Below are 16,972 nucleotides of genomic sequence, written 5' to 3'. Positions count from 1 at the left end.
CTATTCCCCTATTCCCCTATTCCCTCACCCCATCCCCGTGACATGGCGCAGCCAGAACGCCAGCGCGATGAAGCCGATGATGGTGGTGACGCCGGTCCAGTCGACATTGGCCTTCTTCACGTCGCTGATGATCTTCACCAGCAGCATCCAGGCCACGAAGATGATCGGGAGAATGATGACAAATCTGATCATGCGACACCCCTGCTCGAAGCGATTGCACCCTTCCCTAGATGTAGGAAGCAATCCGGCGGTTTTCAGGATGCCCTCGCCGACGGCCCATGCGGCATGCCGGGAAAAACGGAGTTTTGTCTTTACTGGCGCAACAAATATGCTAACCGGAGCGCCGTGCCCTTGTAGCTCAGCTGGTAGAGCAGCGGTTTTGTAAACCGAAGGTCGGCGGTTCGATTCCGTCCGGGGGCACCAGAAACCCAACGGAAGACCGCAGAAACCATGGGTTTCCTCAGATACGGTTGACGAGTTGGTACAGAAAACGGTACAGAAGCCTCAACGTAACGGGGCTTCATCATGGCTATTCCACACCTCTCAAAATCGAAGAACGGGCACTACCGCTATCGCCGCGCGGTGCCAGAAGCCTTCCGCGAAACCATTGGCCTCCTTGAGATCAAAAAGGCCTTGGGCTCCGACTACGCCACGGCCATGAAACGCTATGGCGAGGTTCACAAGGAAACCGAGCGCCTATTTGAGAACGCCAAGAACGCCCCCGAACCGACTGACCGTGACAAGGTCCTTAGGGCTCTTAAGCAAGCCGGTGTTTCCCGGCAGCAGCTGGAAACCATTGTCTCTGGCCTTGGCTGGGGAACTGACGTGCAGGGGCTGGACGGTATTTGGCATGGGATGGTCAATGAGTATGAAGCGGCTGAGGCAGTCGGTCAGAAACCCAAGGTGTCCCTTGAGGTAATCCGCGCGATAGGCGAGCAGCGGCTTCCACCCGAAACCTATACCGCTGCGTCTGCCCTTTCTTTCTATCTCGACAGCAAGCGCGGCCCCGATGCATCGAAGAACAAGCAGCTTGAGAACCACATCAAGAACCTGCAGTCGAGAATGATCGTCGTCCTCGGCAAAGAAGCGGTGACCAAGCGCCCCCTTGAGAAGTTCAAACGAGAGGACGCCCGCAAGCTGAGGGATGCGCTGCTCGCCCAGCTAAACCCGAACTCCGTCCGCCGGATGTTCAACATGCTTCGCGCGGCCATCAACAAGACGATCCGAGAGTATGACCTCGACGCCAAGAACCCGTTGGAAAAGCTGGAGATCAAGGGGGCCGCAGCGAGCCGAGAAGACCGCTACCCGTTCACCGAAGACGATTTGAAATCTCTCGGACCCATTATGGTGAAGGGGCCGGAAGATGCGCTCGGCATTCTCTGGACTATCCTTCGCGACACTGGCGCTCGCAATTCAGAAATCTGCCGCCGCAAGATCTCAGAGGTCGACCTAGAGAATGGCTCCATCGCAATCCCGGTAGGCAAGAGCAAGAACGCCGTTCGTATTGTGCCCCTGTCACCATCCGCCCTGGCGGGAGCGAAGTTCCTCGCCACAGACAAACCGGCAGATGCCTTTCTGTTTCCTTCGTATGCTACCGGACGGCAGACGGACAGCGCCTCTCAGGCCCTCATGAAACGGCTCCGCACTGTGATCAAAGATGAAAAGAAAGTGGTCTACAGTCTGCGGCATCGGCTCAAGGATCGGCTCCGGGACACCGACTGCCCTGCCGATATCCAAGAGGAAATTATGGGGCATGACGCTCAGAATGTGGCCAAGAACTATGGCAGGGGATATTCGCTCGAAAAGAAGCGGGCTTATCTGGAGCGGGTATGGGCCGCCACGCCTGTCTAGCAGCGTGGTAGTAGCTGCCATCCGGGCTGATTAAGGCCCCATAATGATACATGGGAACGCCGCAAGGAATTACCCGCTCATAAGGTACATAGAAGCCGGGCATTAGCGATAGCTTATGCAAGCGAACGATTACCCGCATATATGCCACGCCCATCCAGCGGGCTGGTAATAGGTCGTCATAATGAGAGAGTAAGGGTCCGTGAGCATCTGCTAATCTAAATACCCGCTCATAGGGTACATAGAAGCCGCGTATTAGCGACAGCTTGTATAGGCGAACGATTACCCGTCCATAATGATACATGCGAACGACCTCGCTCGCGTCTCTCCGCCCTTCTTCCCCTGTGTTCCCTGTTTTTGTCTCGGTGGTGCATCCTGTATCGCCGGAGCACCTCATCCATATCTTGCGTCGATTGACGCACTCTCCACAACATCTAGGCCTTCATGACCTATACCGCAGAGATTGCCGCTTCCATCGAAGCCATGCGTTCCGCCCCCAAGGGCACCTCACTTGCCTCCAAGTTCTCCACCACCCGCATGGGGCACCAAAGCCGTCATGCACCCCTGCCCGTACGCTACACTCGGACAGCCCGGAAGCTCGCTCACTATGGTGCCATGACTCCCGAGGGCTGCCTAGTGCGAGACCTCCAGCGAGCCCGCGATAACCATCGGCTCAACGTCGACGGGATCAAAGCCGTCCTTGGTATCCTCTGGTCCTTCCGGCTCCTCGGGTGGCTCCCATCGGACACGAACTATCTGGAGTACGAGCAGATTGTGGAGATCGTGGCCAGCGGCACCCGCCGTCCTCGCGACACTCAAGGCCTCATGCCGGTGTGGTTTACCCGCCGCCATACGGTCGATGAACTAAGGGCCTTCGGGGTCGGCAAGGGCGCGTAGCGTTTCCTTGAGTCTCCGAGCGGCCCTGAGAGGCGTTCGGGGTTTCCCAACTTCTGCACCGCCTCCTCCAATCAATCGACTCAGGATGGCCCTGCCGCCCCGAGAAAGGCATTTCCATGAACATGCACACCACCGGCCTCAGCCGTCGTCGCAACTCCGTCATCGCAGCAGCCATCGCCAAGCGTGAAAGCGCCGACTTCAATCACAAGGCCATCAAGGCGCTCGCAGATCGAGGCATCGGTCGTCCTGCCGTCGCGGAACTCCTGGGCCTATCCGAGGGAACCGTCAGACGCCTCCAGTACACGCCGTCTCCTGCCTATGATGCGGAACGACGGGAACGGGAAAGCCATCGCGAACCATTCACCAGCTTCCTCTCCGATGCCGATCTTGCGTGGGAGGGTTCGATGCGTGGGAGCCGTGGCGGCATGCGGGCTGCTGTCCAAGACTTTCTAGAGGACTTATTGAGCCGTCGCCTCACCCAAAGAGATGTGGCGGAGTTGCTGGGCATCTCACAGCAGGCGGTATCAAGGCACGTCAAGAGCTTGTTGAGATGAGGTTACGTATCCAACACCAAAAAACGCAATGAAACCTGTAATTGGTAACGAAATCAATGGCATAATCTACAACATAGCTATTATAGGGAAACTCAAGCCCCCCCTACTGGCGGTTTAAGTCGGCAAACCCATAGATGAGACGGCTTCGCCGTTCATGGGATACCCGACCGTGCTGCCAGCTTCGCTTGGCGGGAGACAAGATTGATATTCATCAACGATGATCATTCTGATTTAGTCTCCTCATTATAGATAGCTCGGCGGCCTATCGCTTGTCCCATGAACGGACGAAGTCCGTCTCACGATGGGCTTACCGATAGATATCCCGAGTTACACCACATCCAATGAAAGGACATCGCCATGTGCGATATCGGATTAATCCTCGGCCTCACCGCCGGGGCCGCAAGTGCTGCCAGTGAAGCAGCTACCGCAAGCAAGAAACAACAGATTGCTCTCTCCAACTACCAGCTTGACCAAGCCGCCAACGAACGCGAGTTCATCGTGAAAACCAATGCCGCCAACAAGGACGGCTATCAGGCGACCCTCGAAGGGGATCGCGCGAAGTCCCTCGCGGTGGCCTCGGGCTCTGGGATGACCGGCAGCACCACGGGCCTTCGAGTGGCCGAACAGTCCCGCCAGTCCGCATTATCCATCGCTAACGCAAAGGACCAACGGGACGGTGCCACAGCGAACTATGTGATGGCGGGCAAGTCCCAACAGATACAAACCCAGAATGCCGTCAACAGCCTAAGCCCAAACCCGATGACCTCCATGATGGACATAGCGACATCCGGCCTCAAGAACTACGGCGCTTTCCAGTAACCCCAAGGAACCCTATGGCATCTCCCGTCACTCGGGGACACCCGCGCGACTGGCGTGTGGGCGTCCAGTCATCTGACCACGGCTACCAGTTGCGTTGCCGCCAAGTCCTCAACGAAACCCGACCCTGCGACTGTCCCGGCTGCACTCGCAATCGCTCCGGCGTCTCCCGCTACTGCGGACCCCACCGGGATGCCGCGAGTTCTCGGGGGGATCCACTTGCTCGCCTCCCCGCTCGAAACGAACTGGCCATCTTCAAAAAGGCCATCGGCATCTACATGCAAACGGACCCCAAGTTCGCCGCGCGTGTCGCCTTCGACCTGAGGTCCCTTGAGCGTCGGATGACTCTGCCGCAGTCGTTCTGCCTCAGTGTCGCTGACCTCCACCCGAAGCTCCCGCAGATTGCCAAAGCCAAGGGCCTCCTGGCCAACTGGCAGCACAAGGAACAGCGGACCTATACCGAAGCTGTCGTCCACGCCGTTGCCCTGATCGGGTGGATGCAAGTCTACTTCAATACTGGCCCTGCCGGGGGCCTCTGGGATAACCGCGAGCGGTTCCTTGAGACCCGCGCGGGTGCCCTCATGGGCGACTTCCGCAAGACTATCGGCCCCACGACGCTCATCAAGAAGGCCTCGGGGGCAACCCACAGGCGTCTCGGCCACGACCTCATCCGCAACGCTCAACACATCTACGGCAAGGCCTTCTGGTCCTCAGCCGTCTCCACCACGGACGGTCAGCCTATGACCATCCTCGACTACACCAAGCGAGCCCTCAAGGCCGCGGCACTGCTTTAAGGAAAACCCTATGTCTTACTCATCCGATGACGGCATGATGCGCATGCCCAATCCCATCGATCCCCATTCCGGCTGGACCGATCGTTCCGACAACCCCGGCTATGCCAGCGGCTCCGCTCCCGGTCCTGCCCCAGAGGGCAAGGTCTTTATTCCCGGCATGAACACCTATGTGGACCTCGACATTGCCGAACAGCTTGGCCTCACTGGGCCTCAGGGGAACTCCAGTGACCCGACCCCTGCCGCCTTCGACCCCCGCGCCGTCCCAGCCGGTCACGACCCCCTCGAAGACATCGACATCGAGGAACTGTCCGAAGCGGACCTTGAGGCTCTCCAGCAGGAACTCGAGATCGAGACCGATCAGGAGCCCGGCCCCTCGGAGACCTTCGACGCCATTGCCGATTGCTTTGACCCCGCCGTGTTTGACGAAGGTCTTAACGCAATGGTTGCCACAGGCGACTTTGAGGACACCCTTGGGCTCCTGTCCAATGCCACCGGCTTGGACGCAGCCAGTGCCTCTACCCTGATCGAAACGACGGTGATGGAGACGGCTCCGATTGCCTCCGAGTACATTGGTGGGGATCGCTGGGACGCTCTTGTCTACGCGGCCTCCCGCACAGACGACCCGTTCGCCCGGCGCATCGTGACAGACATGGTTGCTGGCAATCTGGACGGGTCCAGACTGGCGGGGGCCTATGACCTCTGGTTCCAGTCGCTGCCTGATGCCGAGTGAACTCCATGCTCGGCTATATCACCACAGCTTACACCCTCGCGGTCCTCACCGTATGCCTCCTCGCCCTATTCCCCTTGTCCTAACACTCCCTGAAAGGAACTCTTCATGAACCTCGAAACCCTCATAGCCCTCCGCGCCGCCATTCAGGCCTTCAACGCCGATGCGGTCATTCAGTCCCGCTACGCATCCGTCTGCGCTGAGCTAGACCTGCTGCTCTCATACATCGATATCGTCGAGCGTCGCACCCACGAAGGAAGCAACATCTGACCATGGCCAAGAAACTAGTGACCCGCGAGGAACTCCTCGCCCAACTCGAAACCCTCGACAACTCCACCGAAGTCGGCAAGCTCACTGCTGAGGTGTCCCGCCTGACAGAGGAAAACGCCTCGCTGGTCTCCCAACGCCGGGAGCTTGAGCGGCAGCTTAAGCAGGAACGTGACACAGTTCAGACCATTCGCGACGCGCTGCGCACGGTAGACATCCCGCAGCGCACGTATGGCGATGATCGCCCAGGCTACGCCGAGATGCAGGAAGCCGCCGCACGGTCTAGCCGTATGGCAATGGCCGAGGTCCAAGTGGGTATCCAGAGTGGAACCCATGATCCGGCAACGGGCTTGTCCTATACCGCCGATACCAAGCCGCAGCGCGTGTTGACCGCAGGTGCACCCAAGGTGACCAAGTCTGAAATGGAAGCGTTCTTCCCGGCCCTCAGCGGCCCGTCCGTGGACGTGACTGTCGCCGCCGACGACATGCTTGAAAGTGAGTTGGGCGAACTCAATACTGCCTTGGCCATAGCCAGCGGCAGCTAAAAGCCTGTCTAAGTTTCCCGCGCTCCTCATCCCGCGTTCGTATCTCACATCCGTTCTGAAGGGATCAGGCAGGGGGCGCGGGTTGCCTCAGGTGCCCATGCGTTTTCGGCAGTCAGCACATGGGCACCGGGGGTTGATCTATCGTTGGAAAGCCTTGGCCAGCTTCGCCCGCTTCCTCAGGATGTAGAAGGCGTTGAGAATGACCTCATCATCCTCTTTCTCAGATGCCGACAACTTCTCCTCGAATTGCGCTTCCTCAACATGGAAATCCTCCGCCTTCGACGGCATGTTGGCCCATCCCCAAGCGCACGCGTCCCAATGGCTTTCGCAAGGGACGACGCGCTGCCCGATGACTTGGCCCTGTTTTCCAAAGAATACGATCTTAAAGTTAGTCATGGTCTCGGCTTTCCAATCTATGGCTTGATTGCCGATGCCCATTTTTCACACATCCAACGCTCAATACAGACAGCTACCGCAGAGGCTGCGTAATCGGCGGGAATAAGGTTGACGGTCGGTCTGCCGTCTCTATACCGAGCTTACACTGACGAGCCGTGGGGGTGTCATGGACAACAACGAAACCAATTCTCAGAAATCGCAAAACTCACCAGAGGACGACCGCAAGTCATCCAAGGCAGGGACCCTCAAAGAGTTGGAAGACTCCATTGGGCGCATGATGCCACTTGTCGGTCGGGTGTTGGCGTCTGCATGGAATATTCAGATGCGTCTCTTGATAGCGGTCGGTCTGATGCCGTTCGTCCAGAAGTATCCCTGGGTCTTGTTCGCGCTGGCTTTCGTGCTGCTCGCCCTAATGCTGCCCGTAGGTTTGGCGTTCATTGCCACGGGGATTTCAGCCTTGAACTACGATGTGCGGGCTAAAGATCAATTCCTGGCAGATTTGGAACGGCGCGACTGACGGGTGATTGTGCCTCCAAAGATGGCATACATGTTCATTCCATATCTGGCACTTCACCACCTACAAAAAGTGTCGTCGGCTCGCCATACTCGCCTATCGCCGGGTTCGCTTCCCGCGACCACGCGATCACTCCCACATGTTTTGTCGCTAGAGCTTTCGCAGTCCTGATTGCCCGATCTTCGCTCTGCTGCTCGGCTGGTCCAAACGCTGGCTGGAGGTCGCCGCTCTCATCGCGATCAAATGCGGTGACAACGATCAGCTTAGGGGCCTTCTGCTGCGGGAGGATGTTGTCTGACATGTCGATGCTTACCTTCACTCGTTAGTCGGTCTCGCCGCGTCTTCGTCGGTGCCAACCACGGCTGAACCCATAGCTCACGGCAGGTGCCCATAAGGCAACTTCCCGTTCCAAGGAGGCGTTGGTGACAAGCAGCGCCTTGACTGCCTCTCGCGCGTCCCCGCCGCAGGTCGCAATGGCTTGATCAGCGGCGAGCTCCCAGTCCGTGGCAGGAGAATCGACTTGCTGTTGCTCGGCTGGCATTGCTCTGTCTCACAGGTGATTTTCGCCGTCGTTGCGATGCTCGAAACAGAACCAATGCGATGCCTGCTTTGGCTTCGCGAAACCCCAGCCAGCATCTTTACCGCACCCAGGGCGCTCGCACGAGTGGTGCTGGATGCCGGGCGCAGTGACGTGTTCTAGCCTTGGAAGCGTGATTTCGTCACTCATGTCCTTTCACCCGGCTACTCTAACCGCTTAATCCACATGAACAAAAAGAGAACATAAATGTCAAGCACGAATTGACTGGAAGAGGACTTTGTTCCTATTTTGGACCATGCCCGACACTGGCGGACGATGTAAGCGCGGGAGCGCTTGGACCCTGAGCAATGCCCATGACATTGGGCAGCTTGTGCTCGTCCGATGCGGACTCTGCAACGTCAAGCGCTGGTATCAGCCGAGTGATCTCAAGGAAATCTTTGGCGACATCGGGGCCGAGCTAGTGGGGCAAAAAATGAGTTGCAAGCGGTGCGGCAGGAATGACTGCATGCATTCCGAGACGCAGAACCCAACGGCACGAGAGCGGCAAGGCATTCGGGTAAGGCGACTTGCGGAAATCAGGACAGTGCGGAGAGTCGTCTGGCAGGATGAAGATTGAGGTTCAACACGCAGGGGCAGAGACAGACCGTCATTCCCCTACTGCGATTGGCTGTCCTCGCTTGAATCGCATGACTTCGCGTGCGTTTTTCGCCACGAAGTCGATGAGACTTCCACGTCCGTTCTTCAGATAGTCACGCACGACCTTGCCTGGCACAAGCAGGAACTGCAGGTGTGTAGAGGCGGAAATGTCGTGAGCATACCTGACCGCTTCCTTCGTAAAGTCCGACGTAGTCACGACCGCAACAACGTGCGCCTTTGAATGAATTGCGAGGCCCACCTCTTTGGCAACGTCGCTAAGAGGAACCTTTCCGGTGATGCACTTGCACTGCAGGTTCCACCTTGAGAACAATAGATGGGCTCCCTCCGCCGTGAGGTCGACCTCAGCTTGAGCCGTCTCATTACTTCTGAGCCGAAAAGCTCGGGGAGAGAGGCCCAAATCCATGATCATGCGAAGCGCAAGGAGTTCAAGACCCAAGCCTCGTTGGTTCTTGCTCGTGTTGTCGAACAACATCTTCTGTATGGAAGACAGCGGGGTATTGATCTTACCCCTCAGGTCTTTCGGCACGGCGCTATCGAAATCCGGAATGATGAGGTGCAGAGGGATTGATAGGAGCTTGGCGGTGGCCTCGAGACGGCCACTCTTGCCACCGCGACCTTTGCTCGGGCTCGATGCTGTGACGGCTTGAGCAAGACCAGCCCCCTCAAGCCCCACGATGATCTTTTTCCGAAGTTGGTCCTCATCAAATAGGTGCGGGTACTGTTGGAGACATTCGTCGGTGATGTCTTTTGAAGGCACAGTGTGATCCGGCTCCGTCGCTGCCAGGCGCCGCAAGGCCAGTGCGAAAATTCGCTGTGCAGTGGTGAGCCCATCCAAGATAGCAAGCTCGGTGACGGTTCCGCCAACGACTTGGGTTAAGACCGTATCGACGGGCTCATAGTTCTTCGTGGAGTCCAGGAACATTCCCGCCGCCACCATCCAGTTCAACGCGGTTGTGTGATCTGTCGTTGCCGTGGAGAGCTTTTCTATGCCGTGGGCCACAAGTTCGCGCTTCAGCGAATCCTTGCTCACCTTCTCACCCCTGCTCCGCAACGCGAGCACAGCAGTTACAAGGGCATCACCATTATGATTTTCGACCAAATGCTTGCAAAAAATGCGTGCGCCGGTCACTGCATCAGGAGCGGACCTGACCTGCTCTCCGATCGAAGTTAACGTCACTGTTTTCCTATCAAAGAGCCCCGTGCTAACGAGTGTTGCAGGAACATTCGTCGACGATCGCTTATTAACTGCTCCATTGAAGAAGGCGACTCTCCAGCCGGCAACTGCTGTTGGAAGATTGCCCCCCGCTGCCGCTACTATCTCAAGCGGCCTTCTGATGTCGCCGATAAGGCCCGGCGAAAAGTCGTTGAAAGAGGCGAGTCTTTTCATGCCGCTCGCCCCATGCGTGAGGCGAGTTGCCCCGCCAACTGCCGCCCAAGCGATTCTGCTAGTGCTGGAGGCACCGCGTTTCCTATCTGCCGCCATTGTTCCTCGACAGTTCCAGCGAAGGCGAATGCATCAGGAAAAGTTTGCAGCCTTTTGATCTCTCCGATCCGGAGGATGCGATTCCTCCAGTGGAACGGCCCCATGTTGTTGGACCTCCGGGCCTGAATGGTCCACGAGGGCTGGTCGGGGCTTAGTTTCAACAGGAACGACCAGTAGCGTTTGCGCCACTCAAAATGAGGTGTTGGGTGGCCACGCTTTTCTGTCAGGTACAGATAGTTGTCACCCGGCGGCACTTCCCGCAGCAGGTGATGGTGACGCCCCCCCGCAAAATGACCAACATCTGAAGCGTTTTCGTCGGTATCAAGGTCAGCGAGGACGGCACCGGCAGTTGCCCAAGGCTTCAAGCCCGAGGCTGGGTCGTTGCTGTGAGTGGGTGCTGGAAAAGTGGGATCTCGGTCAAGCATCCCTAGAACGAAGCACCTCTCACGAATTTGTGGAACTCCGTAGTCGGCAGCATTCAGGACTTGGACGGCTACCCGGTACCCCAAGCCTCTAGCTCGGTCGACGACCACCTTGAGCGCATCACTGTGAACCTTGTACGAGAGCCCCTTCACGTTTTCGAGCAGAAAGGCGCGAGGACGGACCCATTCCAGAACGTTCAAGTAGCCGTCGATAGTCTCCCAACCATTGGGATCATCCAGACCGCGCGGCTTCTCTTTGCGGTAAAACCGACTTTTTGAAAAAGGAGGGCAAGGAGGTCCACCTGCCAACAGGTCGATCTCGTCGCGCCCGATGGACTCCAGCAACCTCTCCTTTGTTACCTCGCTGATCCGAGCTTTGATAAAGGGAGTTCCGCGAAAATTTTGCCGATAGGTTTCGGCGCACTCATCGGAGGCGTCTAGGCCCAAAGCGGGTTTGAATCCGGCTCGTTCCAAACCGAGATCGAGACCACCTCCACCAGAGTACAGGCTAACGAAGCGCATCAACTGATCGCCTCGACAACTGCTCCCACCATGGCCTTTCCAAGCGGTGGAGGGACAGCGTTGCCAAGTTGCCTTACTCGTTCTCTTCGTGATCCTTGAATGGCGTAGCCCCTTGGGAACCCCTGAAGTGCCGCAAGTTCGACGGTCCTGAGACGCCGCGAGGTCCAATGAAAGGGACCCGTCCAAGGCCCGGGAGAAGCAGCGATAGTCCACGAAGGCCTATCAGGAGAAAGCTTCAGAAGGAAATTCCAAAACCTGCGTTCTGTCTCGAAAGTGGGGTTCGGATGTCCGGCCCAAGCTGTGTGAGCTTTGTAGTTCCAACCGGGGGGAACCTCCGTGAGATGACGCGCCCAGCGACCCTTGATCAGTTCTTCAGGCTCGAAATACCCTTCGGCGTCCAACCCCTCCAGGGCCTCCCCAGACGTGACGGTCGGGCTCAGAAACGGATCGCGCAGCGGGTCGTCGGTGTGAGTTTTGCTCGGCGTTTCAGGAACGCGTTTTCTCGAACCAAGGAGAAACAAACGCTTCCGCGTTTGCGCGACGCCATAGTCGGCTGCATTTGCAACATGCTCGCTTACGGAATAGCCAGCCGCAAGAGCCAGTGATTTGAAACCTTCCAACACCGGACGATTGCGAGGGTGGCTGATGCTTGGCACGTTCTCGAACACAAACCCATCAGCGTCCGCTTCGTTGATTAGCCTCCAAAATTCCTCCACCAATGAGCGCCTTTCGTCAGGACGCGGTGACGATGGAGGCGCTGGCCGTTCGACCATTTCCCCTGCTGCTCGAGCGGCGCGATACCTAGATTCTCCACCTTCCTCGGTCCAGTAAGCGGCCTTGGAAAACGGTTGGCACGGTGCGCCACCCACAACTACCAATGGGTCACGCTTACTAAGACCCGCCATTTTTCGTAAGTCCTTACCCGTGAGCCCACGGACATCGGCTTGAGCGATTTTGCCATGAAACTCGCTATTCGCGGCCAAGGTGGAACAGGCGACAGCGTCGATCTCAACGGAAGCCCGGACGTCGCAGCCAAACTGGGTTGCCCCTACACTCAAGCCGCCGATACCAGCGAACAAATCGATGACAGGGATCTCTCTCATTTACTCAGTCTCCGCGAATCATCGAGAAAAGTGTTCCCACCTTGTTCCACACTGCCGCCGAGTTGCAACTGAACCGTTAGGACCGACGCAATATCGCGGGGGAGAAGCTTGCAGACGCGGCTGACACTTTTTTGCAAAAGGGTTTTTGGGAAATTTTAGGTGCCGTTGTCGCTGGCTCACTCTTAGAGGCGGTGTGCCAGCAAGCCCTCAAGCCCTATTGACTACACACAAGCCGAACCACGGCAGAAAATCGCCAAAGGCCCAAATCAGTGTGCCGATGCCAGCCAGGACGGGCAGCACGACCTGGGGGTGCCAGGGATCGAATTTCTCAATGGTCCCACCACTCAGCAGATTGCGTCTGTCTTTATGCCATTCGACGACGGCGAAAAGCCCGGTAACGATCAAAGCGATGACGCCGCCGCCCCGGGCAAAATTCGTACCGCACTGGGAGTGAACCGCCCAAAATGCATGCGCCGAAAGCACGATGAGGCTGAAAACGACTGCGAGCCGTGGGACGGCATAGTTGACTGCTTTGCTTTGCATCCATGGGGGAGCCCGCCGCCAATGACGGAATACGCTCCACGCGGTCCTTGGCGTGAGGACCTCGTCGTACCTGATGACTAAATCCTCTATCGGCTTTGGCGCATCTTCCGTCATACTTAGAACTCTGGAACCGGCTTGTCCCGACACCCGAACTTGCCGCCGGTGGCCGCGTCCTTGATGTTCTCGCTGTAGAAATTCCCCTTCGACCCGGCTGCCAACAGGGCCGACACCGTGCCTTGGTCGATCTCGCAATAATGGTACCAAGTCTGCTTTAGCCGGATCAGCATGTAAGAATGTTCCGCGTTGTAGCAGACACGCTTGACAACGCTGCTATCCAGTTCCCCGGTGCATTGGAATTTCGCAACGTCCACCGGGCCGCGGTACTTCACGTCAACGGTCTCGGCGAAAGCAGGTTGGCCCAACAACCCCACCAAGAGCAACATCACGGACCTTCCCAACGGGCGGGAGACTTTTGCGCTAATCCGCCCCCACACGCTCGATGACCTTGAGTCGAGCTCCTTCAAGTGGCGTGACAGACAGTCTTCTACCATCCTCCGTCTCCCAAAAAGCCTTGGACGTGTACCTAAAAATGCTGGCCATCGGCCTATCACTTAGGCACTCATTGACAATGTAAATCACATATTCTTGTCGATGCTTGGCATCGCGGGCTTTCGAGTACTCGTTTGGAGTAAGCTCACATATATCACCGTCCCTCCCTAAGCCTTTTACCTCAATTAGCAGCGTTTCGTTTCCTCGCGTTGCCTCAAGGTCCCACCCTCTGCCGTAGGGTTCAACGCTGATTACGTCGTAGCGCCCGCCATCATCGGACTCGAAGAAAGCAGTCGCGTGATCAACCGCAGCTTTCTCAATTTTGCGTCGGAGTTCTGGATCGAAATTTCTGGGCGATCGCGCTTTTGACTTAGTAGGTTTCTTAGAGCGATTCTTGTCGACGCTTTGGACATGAGACCAAACTCTTTTCCTAAAAGCGTCCGTTGCCCCGTACCAAACGGGTGATTGGCCTAAACCGCCTTTCATATCGTGATGAGTGGGTGCGCGAAAAGTTCGTGCGATCTCGGGGAGTAGGACTGCCTTACTTGCATCCGCCACTGCTGAATAGGTGATCTCAAAATCAACACCGCGCGGAACGCGAGGGACCCGTTCTCGAAAGACGGTTGCATCTCTATACCACCCGACAACCAGCACCTGCTTGCTTGTTGGATGAGTGGCCAGCCAGACCACCAGAACGTTGGAAATCGAAGTGGCCTTTGGTGCCGCGCCCAATTTCTTAATGGAAAGTCTGGTGCCTTTAGGCTGATAGCCGTAGACCTTCCCTCTTGAGGGGAGAAAGTTGAAACTCTCATGACCATGCGAATGATCGCGGAGGTAGGCATGACGACCCAATGTCAGGTCGTCGTCCGCCATCCCGCTGTATCGCTTCATCCAGCCGACATTAAAGAAAATCATCGGCGGTACAGCCGCCCCGAGCTTCGCCATCGTCCCCCCAAAATCCCATGCCACCCACTAAATGGTCTGTCCTGGAAGCCTCATCGTCAAGCAATATAAACAGTCGGACCTTTTGGTGAAAAATCTGTCTGGATATTCATACAAAGATGGGGGGCACAATCCCCCCGTGGGGGTACCTGAGATGGTACATAAAAAGGTACATGGCGGTACAAGAAAGACGAGCGAAACCCTTGCAACGCAAGGCGTTCAGAGCCATCCCGATCCCGTCCGGGGGCACCAGCACAATGCAAAAACCATAACATTTTCAAAAGCTTAGAAAACAAGGTTCGGGTTCGATCCACCGCTTATCCACCTGGAATTTTTCATTTGCCAACGCGAGTATCCGCCCCAGAGCATCACCGTATCCGGATCATCCTCTTCGTCCTCCTCCGGCTCGTAAGGTTCCGGCGCCACCAGCAAATCGATTCGCCTAAGGTCAGTCCCTCCCATTGGCGCATCGAGCGAGAGCGTTTTGAAGGTGTCATATTTGTGGATAGTGTGCTTGGTGCTAGGTTGCCAAATATTCAGCCTGGCTCAGATTTGGGAATATTGGGGGGACGTCACTTTGATCCGCATTTTGGTCGCACTCGCCGCCGCAATTTGCTTCGCGTCTTCGGCGGCTTCGGCAGGACAGGACAATATCCACTTCCTGGTCGGGATGCCCGATGCCAAGTTAAATTTGGCCGCTAAAATGGCAGGTAACCTCAACGGCGTTATGCAAAGGTGCCGGCTGAGGCCTACAGAGAATGGAAAAGCTATCATTGCTGTCCCTGTGCTTTTGTACGAGGGGATAGAAAAACACCTGACGCCTAATCCTCCTAAGTTCCGGAAGGCCATTCACACCTATGAAAGAGCTTACGCCATGGCGGTCCAGAGAGCGGGAAATTGCCAGGCTGAGAAGGCCAAATACCCGGGACTTTACCGATAGATGGCTGCGAAGGGACCCGGACATTGGGCGAGTCACCGCCCTGCGCGCCGCCGCCTAACTATGGCGTCGACGGCATCCTTCCTGATTGCTGCGGATTGAGCCGTCCGGTATACCCATCGGCATTCTTCACGAACACAGCTGCAAGCCTGATCCGTGCGGCAGCGGCTTCATTGAAGATCAGAACGGCACCCCTTCCACGCTCCGCACTTGAATTTCTCGATAATGCCCGCATCGAAGCCTGACGCGGAAGTATTGAGCTCTTCGAGGGATGCCTGCTTGCACCGGCCATCCCGATACCTATTTCGCCGAATTCAGGCGCAGCAACTTAGCCTACGGGTGTGACTTCCTAGCTATATACAAAGTTGCAGGCTCATCGATATAAAGCGATTGGCGATTTTGATGGGGATTTCATGAAAGCTTTTTTGCTCGCTTCATTCGTTGCGCTTTCCGCGGCTCCGGCCATGGCTGCCGATATGACGATCGCTCCTGTCGATACCCCTGAATGGACCTGGCAAGGGCCATACGCCGGCGTGTTCGGTGCCGGAACGTTGGAACACTACAAGATCTATGGACCGGGCGCCCAGGCTGGCGCAACGCATAATGTCGGCTCGGCAACGGTCGGCGGCTTTGCAGGCTATAACCTCCAATCCGGCAAGATTGTCTATGGCGTCGAAGGCGAGCTTGGCTACCGCTTCAAGAAGAACACCTTCGACGATATTCCAGGCCCAGGCGTCCTTGACGCCTCCACAGGTTTGTTCGGATCCGTAAAGGGTCGCGTTGGCATGGACATGGGAGCCTACATGCCGTTCGTCACGGCTGGTGTAACCGCTGCAAAGCTGAAGACATTCTACCCGGGTGGAAACGCTGAGCGGGATGCCACCTTGGTCGGTGGTGTTGTTGGAGCAGGCATCGACGTCGCGCTCACACACAACGTGTTCTTGCGCGGCGAATACGACTTCTCCTTCTTCGGCAAGAAGTCGCTTGAATATTGTGGCGGCGGATGCACGCTGGAACACACGCTTCAGACGCACGATTTCCGCGTCGGCATCGCGATGAAGTTCTAACTGTTCAGCGCGTCTCCGACTTTGACGCCCTCCGCGGGAATGGCAAGACCAAGGTCCAGCTTGTGAATGGCATTCCGCGGGCGCAATGTCGCCGCGAACCCGACGGCTAGGGGCCTGGATCGCAAATAGTTTGCCGTTCAGGCCCTTCGTTCGTTCGGGACCATGCCCATCTGCGCGCCATCCCTTCGTACCAAACCGTACGTTGAATCCTTCTTGGGTCACGCGTGACAAGAGAGTAAATAAATCCTTTCGCAGGAAGGGAGGCCGCGATGGCAGAAACGCATATAGAAGTCGCACGCGCGGTTATAGAAACCAGCTTTCGGTTGCGGCACCATTCCCTGGCCGGAACTGCCTCATTTCGCCGTGATATGGACCACTCCCGACGCGCAATCGAGGCCTCGCGCGAACTGCTCAAGCGCCTTCGCCAACGTCATCGCGATGACATGGCCCGGGAGGGAGATCCGGAGCCAGGTCCTGTTGCCGTCTCGGCCTTCGATGCCGACATTCTCCGCTCGGCGTTTCGAAACCTGGTCAGGGAAACAGGCGTTCCCGAGTGTGAATGGCGCCACCTGGCTGAAAGCCTGGTCCGCGAATATGTCGGGTGCGAGCAGGTTAACGTTGGCTTGTTGGACTGGATTACCCACAAGTAGTCAGCGGTATAAATTGCGTACCAACGCAAAGCAGCCCGTCCCGCGCACATTGCCGGTGACACGAAACGGGCTGCGGAAGCCCGCATGCGATGCTTCCTGCAATCCAACTTCGGGCGAGTACGGATGTTCCGTTAGTTTCTGCTGAAAGGCGGTACATTCTGCTGCCGTGGCCATTCGACAGTCACTGGCAGGGTAGACCCG

Annotated in this window: 21 protein-coding genes and 1 tRNA gene; 12 read left to right on the top strand and 10 right to left on the bottom strand. The window is 57.0% G+C overall.

Annotated elements, in window-relative coordinates; all coding sequences use genetic code 11:
* Positions 1 to 24 precede the first annotated feature (24 nt).
* Complete coding sequence (locus tag LB559_RS30790) at positions 25 to 192, bottom strand: hypothetical protein (protein ID WP_013531392.1); 168 nt, start codon at positions 190 to 192, stop codon at positions 25 to 27.
* A 155-nt stretch (positions 193 to 347) separates the two neighbouring features.
* Between LB559_RS30790 and LB559_RS30785 the strand changes: the two genes are divergently transcribed.
* The 9 genes from LB559_RS30785 to LB559_RS30745 all read left to right on the top strand — a co-directional run bounded on the left by LB559_RS30785 (position 348) and on the right by LB559_RS30745 (position 6,448).
* Positions 348 to 423 (top strand) — tRNA-Thr (locus tag LB559_RS30785).
* 102 nt (positions 424 to 525) lie between these two features.
* On the top strand, positions 526 to 1,851 hold the full coding sequence (locus tag LB559_RS30780) for a tyrosine-type recombinase/integrase (RefSeq protein ID WP_224675746.1): 1,326 nt from the start codon (positions 526 to 528) through the stop codon (positions 1,849 to 1,851).
* Between the two features lie 441 nt (positions 1,852 to 2,292).
* The gene (locus LB559_RS30775; RefSeq protein ID WP_224675745.1) at positions 2,293 to 2,745 is read left to right on the top strand and encodes a hypothetical protein; all 453 of its coding nucleotides are present in this window, start codon (positions 2,293 to 2,295) and stop codon (positions 2,743 to 2,745) included.
* Between the two features lie 116 nt (positions 2,746 to 2,861).
* A complete protein-coding gene (locus tag LB559_RS30770) occupies positions 2,862 to 3,299 on the top strand; it encodes a winged helix-turn-helix transcriptional regulator (RefSeq protein WP_224675744.1) in 438 nt (145 codons plus the stop codon).
* 357 nt (positions 3,300 to 3,656) lie between these two features.
* Positions 3,657 to 4,118: a hypothetical protein gene (locus LB559_RS30765; protein ID WP_224675743.1), complete on the top strand. Its 462-nt coding sequence runs from the start codon at positions 3,657 to 3,659 to the stop codon at positions 4,116 to 4,118.
* 338 nt (positions 4,119 to 4,456) lie between these two features.
* The gene (locus LB559_RS30760) at positions 4,457 to 4,909 is read left to right on the top strand and encodes a hypothetical protein (protein ID WP_224675742.1); all 453 of its coding nucleotides are present in this window, start codon (positions 4,457 to 4,459) and stop codon (positions 4,907 to 4,909) included.
* A gap of 10 nt (positions 4,910 to 4,919) precedes the next feature.
* The gene (locus LB559_RS30755; RefSeq protein ID WP_224675741.1) at positions 4,920 to 5,639 is read left to right on the top strand and encodes a hypothetical protein; all 720 of its coding nucleotides are present in this window, start codon (positions 4,920 to 4,922) and stop codon (positions 5,637 to 5,639) included.
* A 105-nt stretch (positions 5,640 to 5,744) separates the two neighbouring features.
* Positions 5,745 to 5,906, top strand: a complete 162-nt coding sequence (locus LB559_RS30750) for a hypothetical protein (RefSeq protein ID WP_224675740.1) — start codon at positions 5,745 to 5,747, stop codon at positions 5,904 to 5,906.
* Positions 5,907 to 5,908: 2 nt separating this feature from the next.
* Positions 5,909 to 6,448 (top strand): cell division protein ZapB, encoded by a 540-nt coding sequence (locus LB559_RS30745; protein ID WP_224675739.1) that lies wholly within the window; start codon positions 5,909 to 5,911, stop codon positions 6,446 to 6,448.
* Positions 6,449 to 6,586: 138 nt separating this feature from the next.
* Here the strand turns inward: LB559_RS30745 and LB559_RS30740 are convergent, their stop codons facing one another.
* The gene (locus tag LB559_RS30740; RefSeq protein WP_064993378.1) at positions 6,587 to 6,886 is read right to left on the bottom strand and encodes a hypothetical protein; all 300 of its coding nucleotides are present in this window, start codon (positions 6,884 to 6,886) and stop codon (positions 6,587 to 6,589) included.
* 124 nt (positions 6,887 to 7,010) lie between these two features.
* On the opposite strand from LB559_RS30740, the gene LB559_RS30735 reads away from it, so the two are divergent.
* Positions 7,011 to 7,361: a hypothetical protein gene (locus LB559_RS30735; RefSeq protein ID WP_224675738.1), complete on the top strand. Its 351-nt coding sequence runs from the start codon at positions 7,011 to 7,013 to the stop codon at positions 7,359 to 7,361.
* Between the two features lie 34 nt (positions 7,362 to 7,395).
* Here the strand turns inward: LB559_RS30735 and LB559_RS30730 are convergent, their stop codons facing one another.
* The 8 genes from LB559_RS30730 to LB559_RS30690 all read right to left on the bottom strand — a co-directional run bounded on the left by LB559_RS30730 (position 7,396) and on the right by LB559_RS30690 (position 14,120).
* Complete coding sequence (locus LB559_RS30730) at positions 7,396 to 7,659, bottom strand: hypothetical protein (RefSeq protein ID WP_224675737.1); 264 nt, start codon at positions 7,657 to 7,659, stop codon at positions 7,396 to 7,398.
* A gap of 249 nt (positions 7,660 to 7,908) precedes the next feature.
* On the bottom strand, positions 7,909 to 8,085 hold the full coding sequence (locus LB559_RS30720) for a hypothetical protein (RefSeq protein ID WP_224675735.1): 177 nt from the start codon (positions 8,083 to 8,085) through the stop codon (positions 7,909 to 7,911).
* A 457-nt stretch (positions 8,086 to 8,542) separates the two neighbouring features.
* Entirely contained in the window at positions 8,543 to 9,940 is a 1,398-nt protein-coding gene (locus tag LB559_RS30715) for a restriction endonuclease (RefSeq protein ID WP_224675734.1), read from the bottom strand.
* Positions 9,937 to 10,980, bottom strand: a complete 1,044-nt coding sequence (locus LB559_RS30710) for a DNA cytosine methyltransferase (protein WP_224675733.1) — start codon at positions 10,978 to 10,980, stop codon at positions 9,937 to 9,939. The genes LB559_RS30715 and LB559_RS30710 overlap by 4 nt, the downstream gene beginning before the upstream one ends.
* Positions 10,980 to 12,083, bottom strand: a complete 1,104-nt coding sequence (locus LB559_RS30705) for a DNA cytosine methyltransferase (protein WP_224675732.1) — start codon at positions 12,081 to 12,083, stop codon at positions 10,980 to 10,982. The genes LB559_RS30710 and LB559_RS30705 overlap by 1 nt, the downstream gene beginning before the upstream one ends.
* Positions 12,084 to 12,290: 207 nt before the next feature.
* Positions 12,291 to 12,626: a hypothetical protein gene (locus tag LB559_RS30700; RefSeq protein WP_224675731.1), complete on the bottom strand. Its 336-nt coding sequence runs from the start codon at positions 12,624 to 12,626 to the stop codon at positions 12,291 to 12,293.
* Between the two features lie 116 nt (positions 12,627 to 12,742).
* Entirely contained in the window at positions 12,743 to 13,069 is a 327-nt protein-coding gene (locus tag LB559_RS30695; RefSeq protein ID WP_224675730.1) for a KTSC domain-containing protein, read from the bottom strand.
* Positions 13,070 to 13,103: 34 nt separating this feature from the next.
* A complete protein-coding gene (locus LB559_RS30690) occupies positions 13,104 to 14,120 on the bottom strand; it encodes a DUF3883 domain-containing protein (protein WP_224675729.1) in 1,017 nt (338 codons plus the stop codon).
* Between the two features lie 1,347 nt (positions 14,121 to 15,467).
* Here LB559_RS30690 and LB559_RS30685 point away from each other — a divergent pair.
* Together LB559_RS30685 and LB559_RS30680 are read left to right on the top strand one after the other, a co-directional pair.
* On the top strand, positions 15,468 to 16,121 hold the full coding sequence (locus LB559_RS30685; RefSeq protein ID WP_013531390.1) for an outer membrane protein: 654 nt from the start codon (positions 15,468 to 15,470) through the stop codon (positions 16,119 to 16,121).
* 269 nt (positions 16,122 to 16,390) lie between these two features.
* The gene (locus tag LB559_RS30680; protein ID WP_013531389.1) at positions 16,391 to 16,771 is read left to right on the top strand and encodes a hypothetical protein; all 381 of its coding nucleotides are present in this window, start codon (positions 16,391 to 16,393) and stop codon (positions 16,769 to 16,771) included.
* The last annotated feature ends 201 nt before the right edge of the window (positions 16,772 to 16,972 follow it).

Origin of the sequence: Mesorhizobium sp. BR1-1-3, assembly GCF_020165455.1 — a bacterium.
GTDB lineage: Bacteria > Pseudomonadota > Alphaproteobacteria > Rhizobiales > Rhizobiaceae > Mesorhizobium > Mesorhizobium ciceri.
This window is presented reverse-complemented; position numbering and strand designations above follow the sequence as displayed.